This window comes from Marinobacter alkalisoli (assembly GCF_045449795.1).
In the GTDB taxonomy this organism is placed as follows: Bacteria; Pseudomonadota; Gammaproteobacteria; order Pseudomonadales; family Oleiphilaceae; genus Marinobacter.
In genome coordinates, this window is sequence record NZ_JBJJLB010000042.1 from 74,150 (window position 1) to 97,450 (window position 23,301).

The following is a 23,301-nucleotide window of genomic DNA, read 5'->3' on the forward strand; positions in this document are numbered from 1 at the left end:
CTGATTAGCCTAAAAGCGAAGAACTCCTCCGCGAAAAGAACTTCTCAAACTGAGAAATGTTCTGCTGAATGTAATCGATAAACGCCCGCATGGCTGGCGTTGTATGCTTGGCCTGCGGGTAGACCACGCACCAGCTCCTGCGAAGGGGAAAGCCCGCCAGGTCAACAACATGCAGGCTTCCAAGGGCCAATTCCGACAGGATGCTCAGCTTGGGCAACACCGCGACGCCCAACCCGGCCAGAACGGCATGCTTCACCGCGTCATTAGAGCCAAGCTCCATGCTGGGACTCACTCGCAAGCGGTGGTGCTGACAGTGCAGCTCCAGAGCCAGCCGGCTGCCGGACCCTGCCTCCCTCACCAACAGTTCGCTGTCGAGGAATTCCTGGGCACTTACCTCACTCTGATCAAGCAAGGGGTGTCCGTGAGGTGCTACCGGAACCAGTTCGTTGTCGAGAAACGGCAGGGAGGCCAACGGTCGTTCGCTGGGCACCATGCCCATGATGGCCAGGTCGTCGCGATTGTCGTTCAATCGCTGCAGGGCCGCTGCCCGATTCACCACCGTCACCGAAACGCTGACCTGGGGATTCAGGTTCAGGAAAGCCCTTAACAGGTACGGCACGACATACTGGGCAGTATTGACCGCCACCAGTTTGAGCTCCCCGGCGACCTGGCCCTGCATGGCGGCGAGGTTGGTCTGGATCCGTACCAGTTCGCCAAAGATCGCTTTGACGCAGCGCGCCATCTCCTCCCCGGCGGCGGTGCAGTACAGCCGTCGCCCCACATACTCGAACAGGGGCATGCCCAGAGCCTGCTCCAGGTGGCGCACCTGGCTGCTGACTGCCGGCTGGGTCAGACCCAGCAGCTCGCCCGCCTTGCTGTAACTGTGCAGATCGTAAACTGCCTTGAATACCTGAAGCTGCCGGAAGGTCAGGCGGCTGGCCAGTTTTTGGACACTTAACGGCATGAGTACTAGAGCCCTCTCCAGATCTATAAGGCATTACTTATATATAAGCAAAATAATATCAATTTTTACTGCTAACACCTATTCGCTACTCTTTCTTCGACCTTCATTCGGGACGACTTGATGAGGAATCTCCCATGTTGAAGAAAGTTCTGATTGCCAACCGGGGCGAGATCGCTGTCCGCATCGTGCGCGCCTGTGCCGAGATGGGCATTCGCTCGGTCGCCATCTACACCGACCCCGACCGCTACGGGTTGCACGTCAAGCGAGCCGACGAAGCCTTCTCCCTGGGCGAGGATCCACTGGCGGGTTACCTGGACCCCGCGCGCATCGTCAACCTGGCGGTTGAAACCGGCTGTGACGCCATCCACCCGGGCTATGGCTTCCTGTCCGAGAACGCGGAATTCGCCCGCCTGTGTGAGCAGAAAGGAGTGACCTTTATCGGCCCCAAATCAGGGGTAATCCACAAAATGGGTGACAAAACCCAGGCCCGGGACAGCATGCGCGCCGCAGGCGTTCCCATTACTCCGGGATCGGAAGGCAACCTAGACAGTCTCGAGGAGGCCCTGCAACTGGCCAACGACATCGGCTATCCGGTGATGGTCAAGGCTACCTCGGGCGGCGGCGGCCGTGGTATCCGTCGCTGTGATACCCCGGAAGAGTTGAAGACTCAGTATCCCCGCGTCATCTCCGAAGCGACCAAGGCGTTCGGCTCCGCCGAAGTGTTCATGGAAAAATGCATCGTCAACCCTCGCCATATCGAGGTGCAGGTGCTCGCCGACAGCCAGGGGAACGCCGTACACCTGTTCGAGCGGGATTGTTCGATCCAGCGCCGCAACCAGAAGTTGATTGAGATTGCCCCCAGCCCCCAGTTGACCCCGGAGCTTCGGGACTACATTGGTAACCTGGCCGTGCGGGCGGCCACGGCGGTGGGCTATGAAAACGCCGGCACCGTGGAATTCCTGCTGTCAGGCAATGAAGTCTACTTTATGGAAATGAACACCCGGGTGCAGGTGGAGCACACCATCACCGAGGCCATCACCGGCGTGGACATTGTCCGCGAACAGCTACGGATTGCCTCCGGCCTACCGCTGAGCTATCGCCAGGAGGATATCCAGTACCGTGGCTATGCCCTGCAGTTCCGGATCAACGCCGAGGACCCGAAGAACGATTTCCTGCCCAGCTTCGGTCGCATTACTCACTACTACGCCCCAGGTGGGCCGGGCGTGCGTGTGGATACGGCCATCTACACCGGTTATGAGATTCCGCCCTACTACGACTCCATGTGTCTGAAGCTGGTGGTTTGGGCGCTGACCTGGGAAGAAGTGATCGCCCGCGGCAAACGCGCCCTGGACGACATGCGCCTGCACGGCATCAAGACCACGGCCGCTTACTATCAGCAGATTCTGGACCATCCGGACTTCCGGGACGGCACCTTTGACACCAGTTTTGTGCCCAGCCACCCGGAATTGCTGAACTATTCAACCAAGCGCGACCCCGCTGAAATTGCGCTGACCATCGCTGCCACCATCGCCGCCCATGCCGGCTGGTAATCCGCAGGAGGAACGAGATATGAGCAACGTGAAAAAAATTGAAGTCACTGATGTCATCCTGCGTGACGCGCACCAGTCGCTGATCGCCACCCGTATGCGCACCGAAGACATGCTGCCGATCTGCGACAAACTCGATCAGGTGGGCTACTGGTCGCTGGAAGTCTGGGGTGGTGCCACCTTTGATGCCTGCGTCCGCTTCCTCAAGGAAGACCCCTGGGAACGGCTGCGGCAACTGCGCGAGGCACTGCCCAATACTCGCCTGCAAATGCTGCTGCGGGGGCAGAACCTGCTGGGCTACCGTCATTATGCCGACGATGTGGTGGAAGCGTTTGTGCAGAAAGCGGCGGACAACGGCATCGACGTGTTCCGGGTGTTCGACGCCCTGAATGACCTGCGCAATATCGAAACTGCCATGAAGGCGGTGAAAAAAGCCGGCAAGCACGCCCAGGGCACCATCTGCTACACCACCAGCCCGGTCCACACCCCGGCCCTGTTCGTGCAGCAGGCGAAAGACATGCAAGCCATGGGCGCGGACTCCATTGCCATCAAGGACATGGCTGGCCTGCTGACGCCCTACGCCACCTACGATCTCGTGCAAGCCATCAAGGCGGAGGTGGATCTGCCACTGGTGGTGCACAGCCACGCCACTTCCGGCCTGGCCCCGCTGTGCCAACTCAAGGCCGTTGAGGCCGGAGCCGACCGCATCGACACCGCCATTTCGTCCTTTGCCTCCGGCACCAGCCATCCGGCGACTGAGTCACAGGTGGCAGCGCTGAAAGGCACCGAATACGACACCGGCCTGGACCTGGTGCTGTTAAGTGAGATCGCCGATTACTTCCGGGACGTGCGCAAGAAGTACCACCAGTTCGAGAGCGAGTTCACCCGCGAGGACGTCTCGGTGCAGATTAACCAGGTGCCGGGCGGTATGATGTCCAACCTGGCCAACCAGCTCAAGGAACAGAACGCCCTGGACCGCATTCGCGATGTGTTCGATGAAATCCCACGGGTGCGGGAAGACCTTGGGTTCCCACCACTGGTCACACCCACTTCGCAGATTGTTGGTACCCAGGCGGTCTACAATGTACTGGCAGGTCAGCGCTACAAGACCATCACCAACGAGGTCAAACGCTACCTGCAAGGCGGCTATGGTCAGCCACCGGCGGCGGTGAATGCTGACATCCAGAAGAAGGCGATCGGGAATGAATCCGTCAACGAGGGGCGCCCGGCCGATCTGCTTAGTCCCGAGCTGAATAAATTGCGAGAGGACATTGGTAGTCTGGCGAAGTGCGAAGAAGATGTGCTTACCTATGCCATGTTCCCGGACCTTGGGCGCGAGTTCCTGCAACAGCGTCAGGACGGCACCCTGAAACCGGAAGAATTGCTGCCTGCGGAACAAAAAGGCAAGGACCGCATGGGCACGGCGGTCGCCACTGAGTTCCGCATTGATGTACACGGCGAGACGTACGAAGTGGCGGTTACCGGGGTAGGCGCTTCCGGCGCCGGCAAGCGCAAGCTGTACCTGTCCCTGGACGGCATGCCCGAAGAGGTGGTATTCGAATCCCTGAATGAATACGTCGCCGAGGGCGGCAGCGGCCGTAAACGGGCAACTGAGCCGGGTCATGTCACCACCACCATGCCCGGCAATATCGTGGATGTGCTGGTGAAGGAAGGTGATACGGTCACCGCTGGTCAGGCGGTACTGGTCACAGAAGCCATGAAGATGGAAAGCGAGGTCAATTCCAGCGTCGATGGCACGGTACAGGCAATTCATGTGGCCAAGGGTGACCGCGTCACCCCTGGTGAAATCTTGATCGAGATTGGCTGATAGGGGGATTCAACATGGAACATATCGTTCGCGGTGTGCTGGATTTCCGGGAAAATGTCTATCCGGAACGTAAGGACCTGTTCGGTGCCCTGGCAGACGGCCAGAACCCGGAGGTGCTGTTTTTTACCTGCTCGGATTCGCGTATCGATCCCAACCTGCTGACGGGATCCAGCCCGGGGGATCTGTTCATTTGCCGCAACGCCGGCAACATCATCCCGCCCCACAGTAACGAGACCGGGGGCATGACCGCCTCCATCGAATACGCGGTGGCGGTGCTCAAGGTCCGTCACATCATCGTCTGTGGCCATACCGACTGCGGCGCGATCAAAGGCGCGCTGGATGTCGGGGCACTGAAAGGGCTGCCTCACGTCAAGGAATGGCTGGGGCACTGCCGCTCAGCCATGGAAATTGTCCGGGAACGCCACAACATTGCCACCGACGCCTGCCTTGACAGCCAGTACCTGAATGAGGCAATTGAGGAGAACGTGCTGCAGCAAGTCCAGCACCTGCGCACGCATCCAGCGGTGGCAGCCAAGCTGGCAACCCAAAAGGTGCAGATTCACGGCTGGGTATACGACATCAAATCCGGCGAAATCCGATGTTGCGGCCAGGACAGTCTGGAATTCAAGAAGTTCGATGACTTCTATGCCGACATTATCAACCGCGTCAAAGATTGAGACCTGAGAAACCATTGACGTTGGCGGGGCCCTACCCCGCCTCGTTTTCCGATCTCAGGCTGTCTCTCAGATCCTGAAAAAACTCTTCGGAATGTTCACGGATCTCCCGCAGCTTCGCTGCCCATTCATCCCGGTTGCGCTCAAAGGATTCGCTGCTCACGTTCGCGAGCCTCTGGCCGGTTTCAGTCAGGGTGCGGGTCGCATTGGCCAGGGCTTCCAGCGTCGGGTCGGTCAGCTCTGCACTGCCATTTTCCAGATCCTTAGCGGCCTGTTCGAGAGTTTTCCGATCGCCTTCCGGAGCTTGGCGGTTTTCTTTCAGCGCCCGGTTAACGGATTCCTCCAGCTCTTCCATGGAGTCCTGGAGTACCTGACCGTATTCGTTGATGACCTCGTCAGCGCGGCGTGCTACATCGTTGGAGTAAGCCTCAAGCTCGCGGGCGAGGTCGCTCATGCGCCGTTCCATATCATCCGAGGAAGACGAGAAGCTTTCTGTGATGCGGTCGCTGATCTCACTGAGCTGCCCCATCAGACTGCTGAATGGGGACGGATTCATGATGGCTTCACCGGTACGTTCGTAATCCACCAGCCATTGCCCCTGCTGCTCGACCAGATACGTCATCACTTCCCGGCGCTCATTGCCACTGGCGTTCTCAGCCGGCAACCGGGTAACAATGGAAGCCTCAGCGCCATCAATCACCACGCGACCATAAGAGGGCACCACGTCAACCCAATCACGTTCGTAACTGTCGAAGCCAGAGTCACCGTCGAGGGTGGAATATTCCACCACATCGCTGGTGTCGTTGTCGGCCATGGCCTGCCAGAAGGCGGAGGCGACGTCTTGCGGGGTGTTGGGCTTGCTGCAGGCGGCGACCAGAATGACCGCGGACACCCAGACTAAAACTTTCAACGCGGAGCGAACCATTCAACCGTTCCTCTGATGACTGATCGGGTTGCCGATCATACACCGGTTACAGGTTGCAGGTCAGCTCCGCCAGTTCCTCATCGAATACCCGCTTGTTCTCACTGTAATCCACCGGCACATCCACCAGATGCACGCCACCGGCGGACAGAGCGGATTCCAGGGTGGGCCGGAGGTCTTCCGTGCGGGCCACCCGGTGTCCGGTGGCTCCGTAGGATTGCGCATATTTCACGAAATCCGGGTTGCCGTAGTCCAGGCCGAAATTCGGAAAGCCTTCCTGGGACTGCTTCCACTTGATCATGCCGTAGGCATTGTCGTTAATAATCAGCACCACCAGGTTCAGGTTAAGGCGCACGGCGGTTTCCAGCTCCTGGCTGTTCATCATGAAACCGCCGTCACCACACACCGCCATTACTTTCAGGTCGGGATAGAGCATCGCGGCCATCATCGCGCTGGGCAGGCCCGCGCCCATGGACGCCAGGGCATTGTCCAGCAGCACGGTGTTGTTGTCATAGGCCGGATAATTACGTGCAAACCAGAGCTTGTACATGCCGTTGTCGAGGGCAATGATGCCGTCTTCCGGCATGACCTGCCGAACGTCGTGGACAATGCGCTGGGGAATGATCGGGAACCGCGGGTCCTCGCTGCAGGATGCAAGGTGCTCGTCGACCGAGGCCTTCACCTCCATAAAACGGCTGAAATCGTGATTCTCACAAGGACCGCAATGTTCGGCCATGTATTCGACGCTGTTGGCGATATCCCCCACCACTTCGTGCTGGGGAAAGTACACCGGGTCCACGTCGGCAGCGCTGAAGTTGACGTGGATGACCTGTTTGCCACCGGGTTTCATGAAAAACGGCGGCTTTTCCACCACATCGTGACCCACATTAATGACCAGATCCGCATGGTCGATGGCGCAGTGCACAAAGTCCCCGGCGGAGAGTGCGGCGTTGCCCAGATAACGGGGGTGGCGCTCATCCACTACCCCTTTGCCCATCTGGGTGGTGAAAAATGGAATGTTGCTGGTATTGACCAGGTGAATCAGCGCCTGGGATACCCGCTTTCGGTTGGCTCCGGCGCCGATCATGATCAGCGGGCGTCGGGCGCTGCGGATCATCTCGCAGGCCATTTCCAGGCTCTTGGTGCTGGCGGTTGGACGGCGGGCGTCGTTGGGCTGGAAGATGTGAGTGTCCGGCGCGGTCATTTCAGAGGCAATGTCCTCGGGCAACTCCAGATGAACCGCACCGGGGCGTTCTTCCGCGGCCAGCCGGAATGCTTCCCTGACTTTGGCGGGAACCGTGTTGGCGTTACTGATCTGGCGCGTATATTTGGTCAGCGGGCGCATCAGGTCCACCACATCGAGGATCTGGAAGAGCCCCTGTTTGGAGGATTTGATCGGCTTTTGCCCGGAGATCATCATCATGGGCATGGCGCCCAGTTGGGCGTAGGCAGCTGCGGTGACCAGGTTGGTCGCCCCCGGGCCAAGGGTCGACAGGCACACCCCAACGCGCCCGGTCAGCCGGCCATAGGTCGCCGCCATGAATCCGGCCGCCTGCTCATGGCGGTTGAGAATCAGCTGAATATTCGATTCCCGCAGCGCTTCCAGCAGGTCCAGGTTCTCTTCACCGGGAACGGCAAAGATGTATCGCACGCCTTCGTTCTCCAGCGCACGCACAAAGATTTCGGCACCGTTGAGGTTGTCTTTGGCCATGGCGGTCTTTCAATCTCCTGATCCGATGAGTCTTTTATAGGTTGCTTACGCTTCGGACGGCGGGGGCTCCGCCTGTAATGAAATATCATCCGGTATCCGGTCACGCCCCCAGCTGCTGTGTACCCGCTCGATCACCCGTTGCAGTTCTTCTTCGCTAACACCCGCCGGCTCGCCACGCTCCAGGGGGTCGAAATGGAAGATATACAGCCGCGACGCAAATTGCTCAAGCGGCAGAGAGGCTTCACCGAACCGCTCGCCCTTGCGGGCAGTGCTGACCACCACGCCGTCACCCCAGTTCTGTCCACTGTCATTGTTGGGATTGAAGAAGTACACCCGCATCACATCTTCCGGGTCCAGGGTAACCCGCAGGATGGTAATGGCGTGCCACCCGATAAATCGCGCAGCGCTGTCAGTAATGGCCATGCCGGCTGGCTGCGGATGGATCAGCGGCTGGTTCCCATTGTAGAACGGATGGTAGCTGGCATAGAAATGGCGCAAAAAGCCTTCGAGATCCTGAAGCTTACCGGTCGCCACGTCCACATTGATGGCAAAACCACGGCCAGCCGACCAACCATGGAATTCCGGGTTCACCCACTGGTGGGGATCCCCCGGGCGACCAATACACAGGCGCCCCATTTCCGCGTAGATGCGATCCAGATGCGGGACCACCACCAGGGATACAGGGTCCAGGTCCAGGGTGACCATCGAAGCAACTCCGCCTCTACTGTCAGCGGATGAGACCGGTTTGCCCTCGAAGTGCATGATAATTTCATTATCCCGCGCCGCCCAGGCGACCATTTGCAGCAGATAGTCGGGATCGTTGTACGCCCACATGGACAATGCCCGGGCCGACTGGCAGGTGGGGTTATTGCCCTGACCTACGCCCAGGGGCTGGCCGAGCATGTTCAATACCCCCTGGATCAGCCAGGCTTTCGGTTGCGGAGAATAACCATAAGCCAGCTGGATGCGCTCACGCGCCTCGGGACAGATCGCCAGCAACGCCTGCCGCCACAATGCCGGTGCAACCGGTGGCTGATAGAGAATGCCCCGCTCCAGTAACAGCGCCAGGCCATACAACCCCTGGGCTGTCTCAGGAAAGACGCCTTCGGTCACCAGCTCGTGCACCAGCTCCCGGTAGCACAACAGGCAGTCACGCCCGGTGCTGGAGAGCCCAAGCGCCTCGGTCAGCAGAGTGTCCTGTTTTTCCAGAATGTGTCTTACGAACGCTGCGTGGTAAGGGGACACCAGTCCGGTGTCGTGCATGGAGCGGGCAAAGCCGGTGGCCTCGCCCTGCAGCGCCACGGTGTCCATGGACTGCAGCCGTTCCTCGTAGATCGGGATGCCCGGGTCTTCACGACAGGCCTGGGTCGGGCCGTAAAGACTGGAAATCAGGCGCTCCGCGCCCTGCCCCGCGCCACCAAGGTCAATAGTCGGGTCAATCCGGCACAGGGCGATCTGGGTAATCATTCGCCGAACGCTGGTGACCTGAATCGGGCGTTGCTGGAGAATACGCCAGATTTCCTCTATCAGCCGGTCGATGACATGCTCGTAGCCGATTTCAGTGGCCACGTGCTGGATGACCCCGCGGCTGATCAGGGCCAGCTCGCCCTGTTCACGCTCAGCCTCGCCACCCTCGCCGAACAGCAGGCTGAGATTGAGGGCCAGCACCTGAGTCAGGTAATGATGGGCCTGCTCCGAAGATACGGAAGGGTGCCAAAAGTCCCCTTTAGCGACCGCCAGCAATCGCAACTCACTGATGGACTCAATGATGACGGTATCCGCCTGGGGGCTTTGCAGGGCACTGGTGGTCAGAAACGGTAAAAGAATAGAGGGTTCTGCCCAGTCAGTGCCCAGGAAGACACCGGCATTCTCCAGCCATTCCGCCCGCGCGACCATGACTGCGCAGCCCCCCGGCTGCAACAAAACCCGGCGGACGATATCAAACAGCTCGGGTAACTTTGCAGGTTTGGCAAAGGGGGGGCAGCCTTCCAGCCCTTCAATCGCTTCATCCAGTCTCTGGACAAGCGTTTCAAAGTTGACGGCCGGTACAGAGTTGCCAGCGTCGGAGTCGCTCAAACTGTCTTCCTCAGGGCCTGAACCAGACCCACTGTTGGTAATTCCTGATGGAATTATACATAGAAATCCAGTTCTTCCTGATGTTTAAGTAGATCCCGCATCACCTAGGGGGATTCACCGAAGGAGCGATCGACCCTTTATCCGGAATAAACGCTTGCTCACTCACGGCGCACCTCCTTTCAGGGGATGTACCTACTAAGCTAGAGGTTTCAGTGCAAATGGCAAATATTCTGGCCCTGAGAAAACGCGAAAAGCACCGCAAACACGGGTAACTGAACCAGTATTTGTGGTGCTCTTCGCGGCTTTTAGAACAATTATGTATATCAGCCCAACTGCAGCGTTGTCAGCGTTCTGTCCCGCACCTTCCTGAGCAATGGCTCATCATCGACCAGTGACTGACCATAGGAGGGCACCATTTCCTTCATTCGCTCCTGCCACTCAGCGGTCTTGATTTTGTCTGAAAAACAGCGCTCGATGACGTCAATCATCGCGTGTGCCGCGGTGGAGGCGCCAGGGGATGCGCCCAGCAGGGCCGCCAGAGAGCCGTCCTTCGCTGCCACGATTTCAGTGCCGAACTCAAGCTTACCGCCACCGTCCGGCGTCTGCTTGATGATCTGTACCCGCTGGCCAGCGCTCTGCAGCTTCCAGTTTTCCTCTTTGGCATCCGGGAAGAAATTGCGCAGGGACGCCACACGCTCAGAGTGGGACTGGAACACCTCACCGATCAGGTAACGGGTCAGGTCCATATTGGTCCGGCTCACCGACAACATCGGGCGCAGGTTGGTGGGCTTCACCGATCCAAACAGGTCAAACATCGAGCCCTGTTTCAGGAAACGGGTGGTGAACCCGGCAAATGGCCCGAACAGCAAGGCCGGCTCGCCGTTGATGATGCGGGTATCCAGGTGTGGCACCGACATCGGCGGCGCACCGATCGGCGCCTTGCCGTACACCTTGGAGTGATGCTGTTTGACGACCTCCGGTTCCTGGCAGACCAGCCACTGGCCGCTGACCGGGAAACCGCCGTAACCGCGAGCCTCGTCAATGTTGGACTTCTGCAACATCGGCAGGGCGCCACCACCGGCGCCCAGGAATACGAAACCGGCTTCCAGTTTCTTGACCTCACCGGTCTTCTGGTCTTTCACCCGCACTTTCCAGCGGCCATTGTCCCGCTTCGCCAGGTAGTGAACCGGGCTGCTGAGCATCAGCTCAAAATTGGGCGTGCTTTCCAGGTACTTGACCATGCTGCGGGTGAGAGAGCCGAAATCGACGTCCGAACCATGCTTGATCCGCGTTGCCGCCACTGGCTGCATGGGATCGCGGTGCTTGACGACTAGCGGCATCCACTCGGCCAGGTCATCCGGGGATTCGGTGTATTCCATCTCCCGGAACAGGTGATGGGCGCTGAGCTTCTCGAAGCGGCGCTTGAGGAAGGCCACGTCTTTTTCACCCCAGACGAAACTCTGGTGAGGCGTGCGGTTAATAAACGACTTCGGTTCCGGCAATTTGCCCTGCTCGACCAGGTAGGACCAGAACTGCAGCGACACTTCAAAGGAGGAGTTGATCTGAAGCGCCCGTTCAATGGCCACATCGCCATCTTCTGTTTCGGGGGTGTAATTCAGTTCACAGTACCCGGCGTGGCCGGTGCCTGCGTTGTTCCATCCATCGGTGCTTTCATGGGCAACGTGATCGAGACGTTCCACCATGACGATGTCCAGTGATGGGTCCAGCTGCCTGAGCATCATGCCGAGGGTTGCGCTCATGACGCCCCCACCGACCAGCACTACATCTGCCTGTCTTACGGCCATTGGTCTTCACCCTGCTTGGTTTTGAGCCTGTCACCTCTCCACGATCAGCAAAGAGGTCTTTGGGAAGCCTGCAGGGCAACTCGATTCGGGCCCGGCGAAGGCTTCCTGTCCGAATATGTGGCGCAATTATCCCGGTTTTTGCCCCAATAATAAAATGTGATAGTCAACAGATGTGTATTGCACTCCTTACCAGAAGCCATCCGACAGACACAGGTACCAGCGAACAGTGGCCGACGGCGGTGCAAACGTCTAAAATGCGCCCGCATTGATCACAACCCATTTTCAGGATGTCGTATGCCCGGTCTTGAGTCCGTACTGATTTTTCTGGCCATCCTGGCCTTGTTGGGGGTCATTTTCGAAGACGTCATTCACGTCAACAAAGCCAAGATTACGCTGTTCTTCGGTACGCTGTGCTGGGTGCTGTTGTTCCTGTTCAGCGCAAGTTCTGAGGAAACCGCGGCTATCTCGGCCGGACTGGCGGAAAGCATCGCTGAAATTGCCGGGCTATGGCTGTTCCTGGTAGCCGCCATGACGTTTGTCGCCTACCTGAACAAGAAAGGCATGATCGAAAATGTCGTATACCTGATCATGCCGAAACAGGTCAGCGAAAGAAAACTGCTGTTTCTGACCGGCCTTTTCTGTTTTATTTTCTCGTCCCTGGCGGACAATATCACCGCCACTTTAGTCTCGTGTTCACTGATCCTTTCGCTCAATCTGGAACTGAAAAAGCGCATACAGTTCACCACTCTCGTCGTGTTTGCAGTGAACTCTGGCGGCGTATCGCTGATCACCGGCGACGTCACCACACTGATGATCTTCCTGGCGGACAAGGTGGAAATCCTGACCCTGCTGACCCTTGCCATTCCGGCATCCATCACGGTTTTCATTCTCGCCATCTTTATGTCGAGAGGGCTGACCGGAACGGTGACTCTGACGACTTCCGTCAACACCGTTCGACCGGTCGATGCAGTGATCGGCGTCCTGTTTCTGCTGACCATCATCGGCACCATCACGGGCAATGCCCTGTTCAGTATTCCGCCGGTGCTGACGTTCCTCTTCGGCCTCTCGGTCATGTTCCTGGTGTCCCGCTTCATGAGTGATGACAGCGATCTGGATCCGATCCTGGAATACATCCGCGTGATCGAGTTTGAAACCCTCCTGTTCTTCCTCGGCATCCTGTTGCTGGTCGGTATGCTCAAGGAGATTCACGCGTTGCAGTCACTGGTCGCCATCTACGACGTGCTGCCGCCGGTTGCAGCCAACTACCTGATGGGGATTTTCTCCGCCATCATCGACAACGTGCCCCTGACCGCTGCCCTGTTGAAGTCCGGAATCGAGATGAGTGCGGGCGAATGGATGGGGCTGACCTATGCCGTTGGCGTGGGCGGCTCACTGCTGGTGATCGGTTCGGCCGCGGGGATCGTAGCCATGAGCAAAATTCCCGGGCTGACCTTTGCCACCTATATGCGGTATCTTGGCCACCTTTTACTGGCGTACACCCTTGGTTACGCGGGGGTATTCATGCTGGGTCGTTTCATTCACTGAGGTTGATCTATGTTGATGGCAATCGGAGCCATTATTGCCGGTCTGGTTCTCCTGGTCTGGAGTGCCGACCGTTTTGTCGAAGGCGCGGCGGCTACCGCCAAGCATCTGGGTATGCCATCGTTGCTGATCGGTATGGTGATCATCGGTTTCGGTACCTCCGCGCCGGAACTGGCCGTGTCTGCCATGGCGGCCGCTGACGGTAATCCCGGGCTGGCTCTGGGTAACGGCTATGGCTCCAACATCACCAACATCGCCCTGATCGTTGGTCTGACCGCCGTCATCGCGCCGATCGCGGTGCACTCCCAGGTGATTCGCAAGGAACTGCCACTGCTCCTGGTACTGACCGCCATCGCCGGCGTCCAACTGCTGGACGGACAGCTGACCCGCCTGGATGGCTGGGTACTGCTGGGCGTGTTCGCCGCCGTCATGGGCTGGTCAATCTACCAGGGCATCAAGGGTAAAGACGACAGCCTGGTCGGCGACACCGATGCGGAACTCATTGCCCATCCCATGCCGCTGAAAGTCGCCCTGATATGGCTGGTGGTTGGCCTGGTGCTGCTGATCATAAGCTCCCGGATGCTGGTCTGGGGTGCGGTGACCATCGCCCAGGCCCTGGGTGTCAGCGACCTGATTATTGGCCTCACCATTGTTGCCATCGGCACCTCGCTGCCGGAACTGGCGTCAGCCCTGGCGGCCGTCAAGAAGAACGAACACGACCTGATTCTTGGCAACATTGTGGGCTCGGGCATTTTCAACACGCTGGCGGTGGTCGGCCTGGCCGCAGTCATCGAACCCCTGGCCGTTGATCCGGAAGTTCTCTACCGTGACTGGACCCTGATGGCAGCACTCACCTTCGGGTTGCTGCTGATGGCCGTGGGACTGACCGGAAAACGCAAACTGGTGAGCCGCCTCGATGGCGCACTGCTGTTAGTGGTCTACGTGAGCTACACCGGCTATCTGGCCTCCACCATCATCAGCTGACCCCAAAGAGGTGAAGCCGCGATTTCAGGCGGCTTCCCCCCCTCCCCAGAAGTTCCTCCGGGCGTTCACGCGCCTCGGCCAGTTATGACGACAAATTATACTCCGCCCGGCTTGATCATTTTTTAATCAAATCCTATAAGTAATCAGGATACAACCCGGATATTCAGCCTGGGTTAGCGTGCACACTTCTCGACCATTCACTCCAAGGAGACGGACTATGAGCAATGCACCAGAGATCCGGCGGGGCCATGATGATCCCGGACCGGATAACCCCGGCCGGCGCAGGATGCTGATGGGTAGCGCGGGTGCCATGGCCGCTGTCAGCGTACTGGGCTTTATCCCTCTCGCCAGGGCGGATGAGCCAAAATCCCTGCCGGACTATGCCGCCTGGAAAGAACGCAGCGCCCTGATCGTACACAGCACCAACACCATGGAAACCGTGCGGGGCGCTATCGGCAGTGGTGTGGTCACCCCCAGTGATCGCCTGTTCGTTCGCAACAACCTGCCCGCCCCTTCCGATGAAGTCACTGCCAACGCAGACGCCTGGGAAGTCCGCATAGAAGGTGTAAAAAATCCGAAAACGCTGACCGTAGGCGAACTCAAACAGATGGGGGTGGCTACGGTCGCTTCGGTGCTGCAATGCTCCGGTAACGGTCGCGCTTTCTTCCCTCACGGCGCTGGCGGCACACAATGGAGCGTCGGCGCTGCCGGTTGCCTACTCTGGACCGGTGTTCCACTGAAAGACGTGGTGGAAGCCCTGGGCGGCCCCGCGGAGGGCGCCCAATACATTACCAGCACCGGTGGCGAAGCATTGCCCGATGGGCTGGATCCAAAAACCGTAGTGGTCGAGCGTTCCGTCCCAGTCAAAGCGCTGGAAACAGCCCTGCTGGCCTGGGAAATGAACGACGAACCCCTGCCCATCACCCACGGCGGCCCCCTGCGCATGGTGGTCCCGGGCTACTACGGCGTCAACAATGTCAAATACGTGAAGAGCATTGCTCTCACGGAAGCCCAGACCGAAGCCAAGATTCAGGCCTCGGGCTACCGGATCCGGGATGTCGGTGTCAAAGGCGCTCCGGACCAGCCCTCAATGTGGGAAATGAACGTCAAGTCCTGGGTCACCGCGCCACTCGAGACTGGTCACAAGGGGCGCAATATGATCTATGGCGTTGCCTTCGGCGGAACCGTGGCGCTTGATAAGGTAGAAGTATCCGTGGATGGGGGCAGGAACTGGAAAAACGCCCGCTTCCTCGGCCCGGATCTGGGCCCCTTTGCCTGGCGGCCATTTGTGCTGGCAGCGGACCTGGAGCCCGGGGAACACCGCATTGTCAGCCGCGCCACCGATGCGGAGGGCCACACCCAACCCGAGGAGCGTACCGATAACGAGCGCGGCTATGGCCACAACGGCTGGAAGGATCACGGCGTTACCGTCGCCGTCAGCTGACTCTTGATGCGGCAGCGGGGCCCCGCTGCCGCGACTGTTCAATCGGTCAGGACCGAACCATGACAAGAACCGCCGCATTCGCCACCGCCCTGTTGCTGATCACCAGTACCTCCGCATTCGCGGAGGACAAACGGGCAGAGCAAGGCAAAAAAATATTCACGGAACAGGCACAGCCATCCTGCACCATATGCCACACGCTTGAGGATGCCGGGGCAACCGGCGCCATCGGTCCCAATCTCGATGAACTCAAACCATCCCCGAAACAGGTACGCGAAGCCGTCAGGGCCGGTGTTGGCGTCATGCCGGGGTATGAGGACAGCCTGTCCGGGGATGACATCGAGGCCGTGGCCTACTACGTTGCCACTGTCACCGGCAACGCCGGGGAGTAGCAGCCGCGGGCCCGGCCCCCGATCAATGACCGTTATCCCGGAACACCATCGCAATGGAGTTCAGGCAGTAACGCTGTCCGCTGGGCGGTGGCCCGTCCGGAAACACGTGCCCAAGGTGGCTGTCGCACCTGGGACACCGAATCTCGGTGCGGGTCATGCCGAGGCTGTTGTCCTCAATGTAACGGATGTGGTCCGGATCGAAGGGCTGAAAGAAACTGGGCCAGCCGGTACCGGAATCGAACTTGGAATCGGAACTGAACAGCGGCAGGTCACACAGCCGGCAGTGATAGACGCCCGCTTTCTTATTGTCGAGCAACGTCCCGCAGAAAGGATGCTCGGTACCGTGGTCGAGCAGCACCCGGCGCTCTTCCACCGACAGATCCGCTGACATCTCATCGACCTGTGACGGCGTCAGTGGCGTCAGGTCGTACCCCGCTTTGGAAACACTCATGGCAACCTCCTCAGGCTTTGTTGTCGTCACGGTATTCGGGTTTCAGGTAATCGCCATAGGACTTCACCAGCTTCTCCACCTTCGGTGCGGCGACCGCCATGACGTAGGGCTGGAAGGGATTCTGGGCTGCGAAGTTCTGGTGGTAGGCTTCGGCCGGGTAGAAAGCCTCCAGCGGCTCCAGCCGGGTAACGATGGGCTCCGGATAGACTCCGGCGGCATCCAGTTGGCGAATGTAAGCGTCAGCCACACGCTTCTGCTCTGGCGTCTCATAGAACACAGCGGACCGGTATTGGGTTCCGCGATCATGGCCCTGTCGATTTAACTGAGTCGGGTCGTGGGCCACAGAGAAGAATACTTTCAATAACTGACCAAAGCTGACCCTGGACGGATCGTAATGAACATCCACCACTTCGGCATGACCGGTCTGTCCACCGCATACGGCCTCATAATTCGCCGTGTCAGCACTACCGCCGGCATAACCAGACTCAACGTGCGTCACCCCGTCCATCGCCAGGAAAACCGCCTCCACACACCAGAAGCAACCACCCGCCAGTACAATGTGCGCTGCGGAAGAATCGTTGCTCAGATCCTGTTCCGGATCGGGGAACCGGCTGCGCGGCACTTCCAGCCCCGGAATATTGCATGATGTCGTCATAATCGCCTCTGCTTGTCTGGTGAAACATGAACATTGTATCACTTCGGTTGCAACACTCCGGAAGCCAACCATAATGAGGTTAAGGGTTTGCCAACACGCGCAGCGCAGGATTCGGCCATGACCGCCAGGGCACATACACCAGAAAGTCAGGATGAGTTGCTGGAGTACCGCCTGAGCCTTCGGCTCGGTCCCGTCCATGCCCGCCAGAGGCTGGGGATTGAGCGAGAAGCTGAGGCCAGGGTCTTCGGTCCCAATTACAAGTCATTTCACCTGGAGAACCTGACGTCAGCGCCCGGTTTTATCCGCTTTTGCCTGCAAATGGTCGGTCTGTTCCGGCGGGGACAGAATAACAGCCGGCGCCTGAACACCACCAGCAACCACTTTCATATTCCGGATCTGCCGGAATCCTTCGAGGGCTACCGGATCCTTCACCTGACCGACCTGCATGTGGATATGGACGAAGCCAACCTGCAGGCAGTGATTGACCGCATCAGCTCACTGGAATACGACCTGTGTGTGCTGACTGGCGATTACCGGCGGCTGACCTGGGGGCCGGTGGACGAAGCCCTGGAAGGCATGGCACAACTCCGTGATGCCATCCAGGGTGACGCCTACGCCGTGTTGGGAAACCACGACAGTATCCGGATGGTTCCCGCCCTGGAGGACATGGGCTACCGGCTGCTGATGAACGAGCATGTTCCGATTCATCTCAACGGAGAAACCATTTACCTGGCCGGCGTGGATGATGCCCACTTCTACAAGGTCCACAACCTGCACAGGGCCGGCGACGATATTCCCCTTGGCAATATCAGCATCCTGCTGAGCCACACCCCGGAAATTTTCCGGGAAGCCGCGCACGCCGGATACGATATTTTCCTCTGCGGCCATACCCATGGCGGGCAAATCTGCCTGCCCGGAGGCATTCCCGTCACCCTTGATTCTGACTGCCCGAGAGCCCTGGGGCGCGGATTATGGCGGATGAACGGCATGCAGGGTTATACCTCGCCGGGATCAGGCACTTCGGTGATCAACGTGCGGCTTAACTGCCCGCCGGAGGTCACCATTCATACCCTGACCCGGGGCCCGGAATGAACGTTAGTGAGGATGACGGCGGATACCCAGGCGGTAGAGCAACGGCGACAACAGAATATTGGACAGCGTAAACATCACCACAACCGAAATGGACGTCCATATTCCCAGGGGCAACCAGAGGAGCGCCAAGACCATTGGCAATGCTGCCTCCGGTATCTGATCCAGCCATAGTGCCCGGGCGCTGGATTCCAGTCCGCGCCGCCGCTTGATGAAGCTGCTGATCATGTCGCCGGCCAGTCCCAGTAATCCGAACAGGCAGCCAAATATCCCCCCGAGCCCCACCACCATGGCGAACAGGCCGCAACTGACCGTACCGGCGACCACGCCACGCCAGGTCTTGCTCTTTCCCAACAGCGGGTACCCATCGCGCCAGAGCCGGCCACCATCGACCGGAGCCGACCAGTGATGACCAAACAGTTTCCTCGCGACCACTGGGGCGCCGTTAGCCAGCACCAACATCACGAACAGCTCCAGCGCAAGGATCAAGTCAGTCAACCTCCGGTTCAGGAAACCCCGCCACGGGTCAGTTTGAGCGGATCCATCAGTTTCTCCAGCCGGGCCCGGTCCAGCCCGCTTCGCTCTTCAGCCACATCGATCACTGGCCGGCCGGTACGGTATGCCTCCTTGGCGATGTCCGCAGCCAGTTCGTAGCCAATCTCCGGGTTCAGTGCAGTGACCAGTACCGGATTACGCCCGACCCCCGCATTCAGATTATCCACATTGACGGTGATACCCTTGATGGCCTTGTCCGCCAGCAACGTTGCGGCATTGGTGAGCAACGCCACCATATCCAGCAGATTGGCGCCCACCAGCGGCAACATCACATTGAGCTGGAAGTTGCCGGACTGGCCGGCCACAGCATTGGCGTTATCCAGTCCCATCACCTGAGCGCCTACCATGGCCACGGATTCAGGGATCACCGGATTGACCTTGCCCGGCATGATGCTGCTGCCCGGCTGCAGGGCTGGCAGGCTGATCTCCGCCAGACCATGGATCGGACCACTGTTCATCCACCGCAAGTCGTTGGCGATCTTGGTCAACACGAGAGCCGCGCCCCGCAACTGGGCCGACAACGCCACGGGCGAATCCACCGCACTTTGCCCCACAAATTTATGTTCCAGGGAGCGGAAATGGTACCCGGTGTCAGAGCTCAGGAATTTGACGAACTGTTCCGCGAACTCATGGGGCGCATTGACCCCGGTGCCTACAGCAGTCCCGCCCTGCGGTAGTGCCATCAGGTCATCCGCGGCAGCTTCTACCCGCTTTTCTGTCGCCAATAGTTGTTCGCGCCAGGTACGCATCTCCTGACCAACGGTGACCGGCATGGCGTCCATCAGGTGGGTACGCCCGGTTTTCACCTGTTCCGAGAACAGCGCCTCCCGCTCATAGATAACGCCACACAAGTGAGACAATGCTGGCAACAAGCGGTCCTGGACAGCGGTGACCGCACTGACGTGAATCGAGGTGGGAATCACATCATTGGAGCTCTGGCTCATATTGACGTGATCGTTGGGATTCACGGTGACGCCGGCCCGCTCCGCCAATGCGGAAATAACCTCGTTGACGTTCATATTGGTGCTGGTGCCAGACCCGGTCTGATAACGGTCGACCGGAAACTGATCCGCGTACTCGCCGTCCACCAGCTTCAGGCATGCTTCGACAATGGCATCACGCTTGTCGTTATCCAGCAGCCCGAGGCTGGCGTTGGCCTCCGCCGCAGCCTGCTTGACCCTGGCGACGGCAGCGATAAAAGCCTGAGGCATGGGCTGACCACTGACCGGGAAATTGTCCACGGCCCTCTGGGTCTGGGCTCCCCAGAGCGCATCCGCCGGAACACGCACTTCCCCGAGACTGTCTTTCTCCGTTCTGAAATCACTCATGACACCCTCTCCTTTTGCTGTGGTTTCGGAACCGGATCCTGCGGGTTCCTGCGCATGGGGGCGACATCGGCATCAGGGGGATGCTCAGCCCTCATTATGGGATCTTAGCCTCACATGGTCGCAAATCCCCGTAACCTGCTCAAAATTAACAACTAACGTCTGGACTGTGTTGGTGTAGGTATCGTGGAGGTGAAATTTGAACCGGTGTTGTTTTTCGCCCTGTAGAAATCCGTCGTACTCCCTCACGAGTTCGCGGACATCCCCCCCGTTGTCCCGGGACCAGGTTGCATTGAAAGGACCAAGAACAGCACCGCCTGCCAGGCAGATGGTGACTTCGTGGTTAGTCAGGGCATTATCGGTTATGGCCATGGTGCACTCTCCTGAAATTCATGGAATCCCAGAATCAGTGTAGACCCTCGCGTGCAGACTGGTTAACCGGTTGACCCGAGAAGACTGGTCAACAGCGCCCGCAGGCGATTGGGCTTCACCGGCTTGTTGAGGATTGGCAGGTATTGCGCCCGCATGAGCTGCCGGGTGTCATCGCTGCGATCTGCGGTGATGATCGCCGCCGGAAGATCACAATCCAGCTGGCGACGCACGCCATAAATAGCTTCACAGCCGGTCTTGTGATTGTCGAGATGATAATCGGCCAGCACAACCGATGGGGGATCTATTCCCGAGTCCAGCAGCGCCAGGGCCTGCGCTTCGCTCCGGGCCACGGTCACCGAGCAGCCCCAGCGTTCCAGCAACAGCTGCATGCTTTCCAGAACGGCCGGTTCATTATCAATCACCAGTACGCGGGCCCCGTCAAAGCCCTCCGAGAAAGGCGGAAGCGTGCCTTGAAGAGGCGACGTCTGCGCCTTCTGCGTCGCTTCCATTGGCACGGTCAGGACAAACCTCGAGCCCCGGCCCGGTCGGGAGGCAACGTCAATGTCGTAACCCAGTACCCTTACCATGCGCTCCACAATCGCCAGCCCCAGGCCAACGCCCTGACGGCCACCCGTGCCCTGGGGAAGCAACTGATGGAATTCGGTAAAAATCTCCCGCAGCTTGCCCGCTTCGATGCCCACACCGGTATCCCAGACTTCAATGTGGAGCCGATCGCCCCGGGTTCGCAACGCCAGCAGCACGCCACCCTCCCGGGTGTAACGAAACGCGTTGCTCAGCAGGTTGCGGATAATGCGGGTCAGCATGCGCTGATCGGTTTTCACCATCACCGGCGTGGTGCGCACGCGGAAACGCAGGCCGGCATTGGCAGCTACCGCTTCAAATTCTTCCCCCAGCCCCACCGCCAGGGCCGAGACGTCGGTGTAGGCCAGGTCCGGCTTCATTGCCTGCTGGTCCAGCTTTGAAATATCCAGCAGGTCCGCCAGAAGATCCTCCGCGCCCTCCAGGGCGCGATGCACCTGGTGCACCATGCGCTGTTCCTGCTCCGGCAGCTGGCTGTCCTGCAGGGCGGAGATCATCAGTCTGGCGGCATTCAACGGCTGCAGCAGGTCGTGACTCGCCGCCGCCAGGTATTTGTCCTTGCTGCGGTTGGCCTCCCGTGCGGCTTCCATGGCAACCACCAGTTCCCGCTCCACTTTTTCCCGTTCTTCGATCTGGTAGCGCAACCCGACGTTGGCATTCTGTAGCGCTTCGGTGCGCTCCTCCACCCGTCGCTCCAGGTCTGCATTCAGTTGCTCAAGCTTTTGCCGGGCCTGAACCCGCTCGGTGATGTCCGCCACGAAGGCTTCCACCACTTCTGGCCCCAGGTCCGGGCGTCGTAAGATGGTAATCGCGACATGGACCGGCGTGTTGTCCACCCGCCGCAAACAGGTCTCCCGAACACGCAGGTTTCCCTCGTCCAGAAGTTCCTGGCGGATCTTGTCAAACTCGTTGGAACTGCAGAACAGCTGCTCCCGCAGCCGTATGACCCGTTGCGTCAGATCCTCGGCGCTGGCGTAACCGCAGATACGCGCCATCGCCGGATTACAGGCCAGGAAACCGCCACGGAGATTGGCCTGGAAGATGCCATGGAGCGCGTTTTCGAACAGCCACTTGTAACGGTTACGCTCGTTTTCCAGCTCTTCAATCCGTTCCTGCAACGCGGGGTAATAATTCTTGCGGACAGACTGGCTACCCAGTCCCAGCAGGTCGCCAACGCCGTAGCTGCCATCCTGTTTCTCAGAGGGCTTCTTCATAGACGACCTGGACATCCCTCAGCGACGATTTACGAGGGTTGGTAAGTATGCAGGGATCCTGCAGGGCAAAGCCCGACAGGTAGGGAATATCAGAGACGGTCACCCCGAGCTGGGCGAGCCGGGCTTCCAGCCCCACCCTTCGTTTGAGCTCAATGATACGGTTCATCAGCCGTTTCCTGATCTCGGCTTTGCCCATGCCACGGGTATCAATGTCCATCGCCTCGGCAACCCGGCGGAAACGGTCTTCCGCCGAGGCAAAGTTGTAGGCGACAACGTGCTCAAGCAATAACGCATTACACAAACCGTGTGGCAGGTCCAGATAACCGCCAAGGCTGTGAGACATGGCATGGACCGCCCCGAGAATAGCATTGGAAAACGCCAGCCCCGCCTGCATCGACGCCAGCATGATCTGTTCACGCAGGAAGGGGTTCGCGGTGTTCTCTACCAGTGGCTCAAGGTTGCGGTTGATCAGCCGGATCGCTTCCAGAGCGTGGTTATCGGTTAACGGCCCACTGCCGGTGGATACATATGCCTCAATGGCGTGAACCATGGCATCCACCCCGGTACAGGCCGTCAGGTAGGCGTCCATGGTTTCCGTAACTTCCGGGTCAATCAGGGACACATCCGGGACCACGGCCTTGCTGATAATGGAAAACTTGAAGCGCCGATCGGGATCGGAAATGATCGCAAACTGCGAGACATCCGCCGATGTACCCGCGGTGGTTGGTATCAATATCAGCGGCGGCGAAGGATTGGTGATGGTATCCACCCCCTCGAATTCCAGAATGCTGCGGCCATGAGTGGCCACAATACCAATTCCCTTGGCGCAGTCCATGGGGCTGCCGCCGCCAATGGCAACGATGACATCGCACTCACTGGACTTGTACAGTTCGGCCCCCGCCATCACCTCATCCACCTTGGGATTGGGGGAAACTCCGGTAAAGATCGTGGTCCGGATACCGGCTTCCGTCAGCAGCGTGACAATCTCGTTAACCCAGCCAGCTGCCGCCACCCCCGGGTCGGAGACCAGCAGTACATGTCTTGCCCCGAAATTGCTGGCGAAATTAGCGACGGATTTGCGGGCGCCGGCGCCAAATACGATTTCCGGCGAAACAAACTTGCGAAGGGCGGAAATGTCGTGGCTCATAGAGATG

At 59.1% G+C, this 23,301-nt stretch carries 20 protein-coding genes; 8 read left to right on the forward strand and 12 right to left on the reverse strand.

Annotation, left to right across the window (positions count from 1 at the left end; translation table 11 throughout):
• Nucleotides 1–4 precede the first annotated feature (4 nt).
• Nucleotides 5–964: a LysR family transcriptional regulator gene (locus tag ACJO3M_RS17515; RefSeq protein WP_407002676.1), complete on the reverse strand. Its 960-nt coding sequence runs from the start codon at nt 962–964 to the stop codon at nt 5–7.
• Between the two features lie 134 nt (nt 965–1,098).
• On the opposite strand from ACJO3M_RS17515, the gene ACJO3M_RS17520 reads away from it, so the two are divergent.
• Genes ACJO3M_RS17520 through ACJO3M_RS17530 form a run of 3 tightly spaced genes read left to right on the forward strand, consistent with a single transcriptional unit; the run spans nt 1,099 to nt 5,016 of the window.
• Nucleotides 1,099–2,514, forward strand: a complete 1,416-nt coding sequence (locus ACJO3M_RS17520) for an acetyl-CoA carboxylase biotin carboxylase subunit (protein ID WP_407002677.1) — start codon at nt 1,099–1,101, stop codon at nt 2,512–2,514.
• A gap of 19 nt (nt 2,515–2,533) precedes the next feature.
• Nucleotides 2,534–4,339, forward strand: a complete 1,806-nt coding sequence (oadA, locus tag ACJO3M_RS17525) for a sodium-extruding oxaloacetate decarboxylase subunit alpha (protein ID WP_407002678.1) — start codon at nt 2,534–2,536, stop codon at nt 4,337–4,339.
• A 14-nt stretch (nt 4,340–4,353) separates the two neighbouring features.
• A complete protein-coding gene (locus ACJO3M_RS17530) occupies nt 4,354–5,016 on the forward strand; it encodes a carbonic anhydrase (protein WP_407002679.1) in 663 nt (220 codons plus the stop codon).
• Nucleotides 5,017–5,047: 31 nt separating this feature from the next.
• On the opposite strand, the gene ACJO3M_RS17535 is transcribed toward ACJO3M_RS17530, so the two are convergent.
• The 4 genes from ACJO3M_RS17535 to mqo form a co-directional block, all read right to left on the reverse strand.
• The gene (locus ACJO3M_RS17535; RefSeq protein ID WP_407002680.1) at nt 5,048–5,938 is read right to left on the reverse strand and encodes a hypothetical protein; all 891 of its coding nucleotides are present in this window, start codon (nt 5,936–5,938) and stop codon (nt 5,048–5,050) included.
• Nucleotides 5,939–5,984: 46 nt separating this feature from the next.
• A complete protein-coding gene (locus ACJO3M_RS17540; protein WP_407002681.1) occupies nt 5,985–7,646 on the reverse strand; it encodes an acetolactate synthase large subunit in 1,662 nt (553 codons plus the stop codon).
• Nucleotides 7,647–7,691: 45 nt separating this feature from the next.
• A complete protein-coding gene (locus tag ACJO3M_RS17545) occupies nt 7,692–9,722 on the reverse strand; it encodes a hypothetical protein (RefSeq protein ID WP_407002682.1) in 2,031 nt (676 codons plus the stop codon).
• A 323-nt stretch (nt 9,723–10,045) separates the two neighbouring features.
• Nucleotides 10,046–11,527 carry a malate dehydrogenase (quinone) gene (gene mqo, locus ACJO3M_RS17550; RefSeq protein WP_407002683.1) on the reverse strand — a complete coding sequence of 494 codons (1,482 nt, stop codon included), beginning with the start codon at nt 11,525–11,527 and terminating at the stop codon, nt 10,046–10,048.
• 294 nt (nt 11,528–11,821) lie between these two features.
• Here mqo and nhaD point away from each other — a divergent pair, with 294 nt between their 5' ends.
• From nhaD to sorU, 4 genes are all read left to right on the forward strand, one after another.
• The gene (nhaD, locus tag ACJO3M_RS17555; RefSeq protein ID WP_407002684.1) at nt 11,822–13,072 is read left to right on the forward strand and encodes a sodium:proton antiporter NhaD; all 1,251 of its coding nucleotides are present in this window, start codon (nt 11,822–11,824) and stop codon (nt 13,070–13,072) included.
• 9 nt (nt 13,073–13,081) lie between these two features.
• Nucleotides 13,082–14,053, forward strand: a complete 972-nt coding sequence (locus ACJO3M_RS17560) for a calcium/sodium antiporter (RefSeq protein WP_407002685.1) — start codon at nt 13,082–13,084, stop codon at nt 14,051–14,053.
• Between the two features lie 217 nt (nt 14,054–14,270).
• A complete protein-coding gene (sorT, locus tag ACJO3M_RS17565; protein ID WP_407002686.1) occupies nt 14,271–15,497 on the forward strand; it encodes a SorT family sulfite dehydrogenase catalytic subunit in 1,227 nt (408 codons plus the stop codon).
• Nucleotides 15,498–15,556: 59 nt separating this feature from the next.
• A complete protein-coding gene (sorU, locus tag ACJO3M_RS17570; RefSeq protein ID WP_407002687.1) occupies nt 15,557–15,886 on the forward strand; it encodes a SorU family sulfite dehydrogenase c-type cytochrome subunit in 330 nt (109 codons plus the stop codon).
• A gap of 22 nt (nt 15,887–15,908) precedes the next feature.
• On the opposite strand, the gene msrB is transcribed toward sorU, so the two are convergent.
• Both msrB and msrA read right to left on the reverse strand, forming a co-directional pair.
• Nucleotides 15,909–16,337 (reverse strand): peptide-methionine (R)-S-oxide reductase MsrB, encoded by a 429-nt coding sequence (gene msrB, locus ACJO3M_RS17575; RefSeq protein ID WP_407002688.1) that lies wholly within the window; start codon nt 16,335–16,337, stop codon nt 15,909–15,911.
• Nucleotides 16,338–16,347: 10 nt separating this feature from the next.
• Nucleotides 16,348–16,992, reverse strand: coding sequence for a peptide-methionine (S)-S-oxide reductase MsrA (msrA, locus tag ACJO3M_RS17580; RefSeq protein WP_407002689.1), 645 nt, complete (start codon nt 16,990–16,992; stop codon nt 16,348–16,350).
• A gap of 117 nt (nt 16,993–17,109) precedes the next feature.
• On the opposite strand from msrA, the gene ACJO3M_RS17585 reads away from it, so the two are divergent.
• Nucleotides 17,110–18,084: a metallophosphoesterase gene (locus ACJO3M_RS17585; RefSeq protein ID WP_407002690.1), complete on the forward strand. Its 975-nt coding sequence runs from the start codon at nt 17,110–17,112 to the stop codon at nt 18,082–18,084.
• 3 nt (nt 18,085–18,087) lie between these two features.
• On the opposite strand, the gene ACJO3M_RS17590 is transcribed toward ACJO3M_RS17585, so the two are convergent.
• From ACJO3M_RS17590 to ercA, 5 genes are all read right to left on the reverse strand, one after another.
• On the reverse strand, nt 18,088–18,579 hold the full coding sequence (locus ACJO3M_RS17590) for a CDP-archaeol synthase (protein WP_407002691.1): 492 nt from the start codon (nt 18,577–18,579) through the stop codon (nt 18,088–18,090).
• Between the two features lie 8 nt (nt 18,580–18,587).
• Nucleotides 18,588–19,964: a class II fumarate hydratase gene (locus tag ACJO3M_RS17595; protein WP_407002692.1), complete on the reverse strand. Its 1,377-nt coding sequence runs from the start codon at nt 19,962–19,964 to the stop codon at nt 18,588–18,590.
• Nucleotides 19,965–20,048: 84 nt separating this feature from the next.
• Entirely contained in the window at nt 20,049–20,333 is a 285-nt protein-coding gene (locus tag ACJO3M_RS17600) for a hypothetical protein (RefSeq protein WP_407002693.1), read from the reverse strand.
• A gap of 62 nt (nt 20,334–20,395) precedes the next feature.
• Complete coding sequence (locus ACJO3M_RS17605) at nt 20,396–22,147, reverse strand: PAS domain-containing hybrid sensor histidine kinase/response regulator (RefSeq protein ID WP_407002694.1); 1,752 nt, start codon at nt 22,145–22,147, stop codon at nt 20,396–20,398.
• Nucleotides 22,131–23,294 carry an alcohol dehydrogenase-like regulatory protein ErcA gene (gene ercA, locus ACJO3M_RS17610; protein ID WP_407002695.1) on the reverse strand — a complete coding sequence of 388 codons (1,164 nt, stop codon included), beginning with the start codon at nt 23,292–23,294 and terminating at the stop codon, nt 22,131–22,133. The genes ACJO3M_RS17605 and ercA overlap by 17 nt, the downstream gene beginning before the upstream one ends.
• Nucleotides 23,295–23,301 lie beyond the last annotated feature (7 nt).

Coding starts and splice junctions, on each gene's coding strand:
- ACJO3M_RS17515 (WP_407002676.1), bottom strand. CDS start 964: ATGCCGTTAAGTGTCCAAAAACTGGCCAGCCGCCTGACCTTCCGGCAG.
- ACJO3M_RS17520 (WP_407002677.1), top strand. CDS start 1,099: ATGTTGAAGAAAGTTCTGATTGCCAACCGGGGCGAGATCGCTGTCCGC.
- oadA (WP_407002678.1), top strand. CDS start 2,534: ATGAGCAACGTGAAAAAAATTGAAGTCACTGATGTCATCCTGCGTGAC.
- ACJO3M_RS17530 (WP_407002679.1), top strand. CDS start 4,354: ATGGAACATATCGTTCGCGGTGTGCTGGATTTCCGGGAAAATGTCTAT.
- ACJO3M_RS17535 (WP_407002680.1), bottom strand. CDS start 5,938: ATGGTTCGCTCCGCGTTGAAAGTTTTAGTCTGGGTGTCCGCGGTCATT.
- ACJO3M_RS17540 (WP_407002681.1), bottom strand. CDS start 7,646: ATGGCCAAAGACAACCTCAACGGTGCCGAAATCTTTGTGCGTGCGCTG.
- mqo (WP_407002683.1), bottom strand. CDS start 11,527: ATGGCCGTAAGACAGGCAGATGTAGTGCTGGTCGGTGGGGGCGTCATG.
- nhaD (WP_407002684.1), top strand. CDS start 11,822: ATGCCCGGTCTTGAGTCCGTACTGATTTTTCTGGCCATCCTGGCCTTG.
- ACJO3M_RS17560 (WP_407002685.1), top strand. CDS start 13,082: ATGTTGATGGCAATCGGAGCCATTATTGCCGGTCTGGTTCTCCTGGTC.
- sorT (WP_407002686.1), top strand. CDS start 14,271: ATGAGCAATGCACCAGAGATCCGGCGGGGCCATGATGATCCCGGACCG.
- sorU (WP_407002687.1), top strand. CDS start 15,557: ATGACAAGAACCGCCGCATTCGCCACCGCCCTGTTGCTGATCACCAGT.
- msrB (WP_407002688.1), bottom strand. CDS start 16,337: ATGAGTGTTTCCAAAGCGGGGTACGACCTGACGCCACTGACGCCGTCA.
- msrA (WP_407002689.1), bottom strand. CDS start 16,992: ATGACGACATCATGCAATATTCCGGGGCTGGAAGTGCCGCGCAGCCGG.
- ACJO3M_RS17585 (WP_407002690.1), top strand. CDS start 17,110: ATGACCGCCAGGGCACATACACCAGAAAGTCAGGATGAGTTGCTGGAG.
- ACJO3M_RS17595 (WP_407002692.1), bottom strand. CDS start 19,964: ATGAGTGATTTCAGAACGGAGAAAGACAGTCTCGGGGAAGTGCGTGTT.
- ACJO3M_RS17600 (WP_407002693.1), bottom strand. CDS start 20,333: ATGGCCATAACCGATAATGCCCTGACTAACCACGAAGTCACCATCTGC.
- ACJO3M_RS17605 (WP_407002694.1), bottom strand. CDS start 22,147: ATGAAGAAGCCCTCTGAGAAACAGGATGGCAGCTACGGCGTTGGCGAC.
- ercA (WP_407002695.1), bottom strand. CDS start 23,294: ATGAGCCACGACATTTCCGCCCTTCGCAAGTTTGTTTCGCCGGAAATC.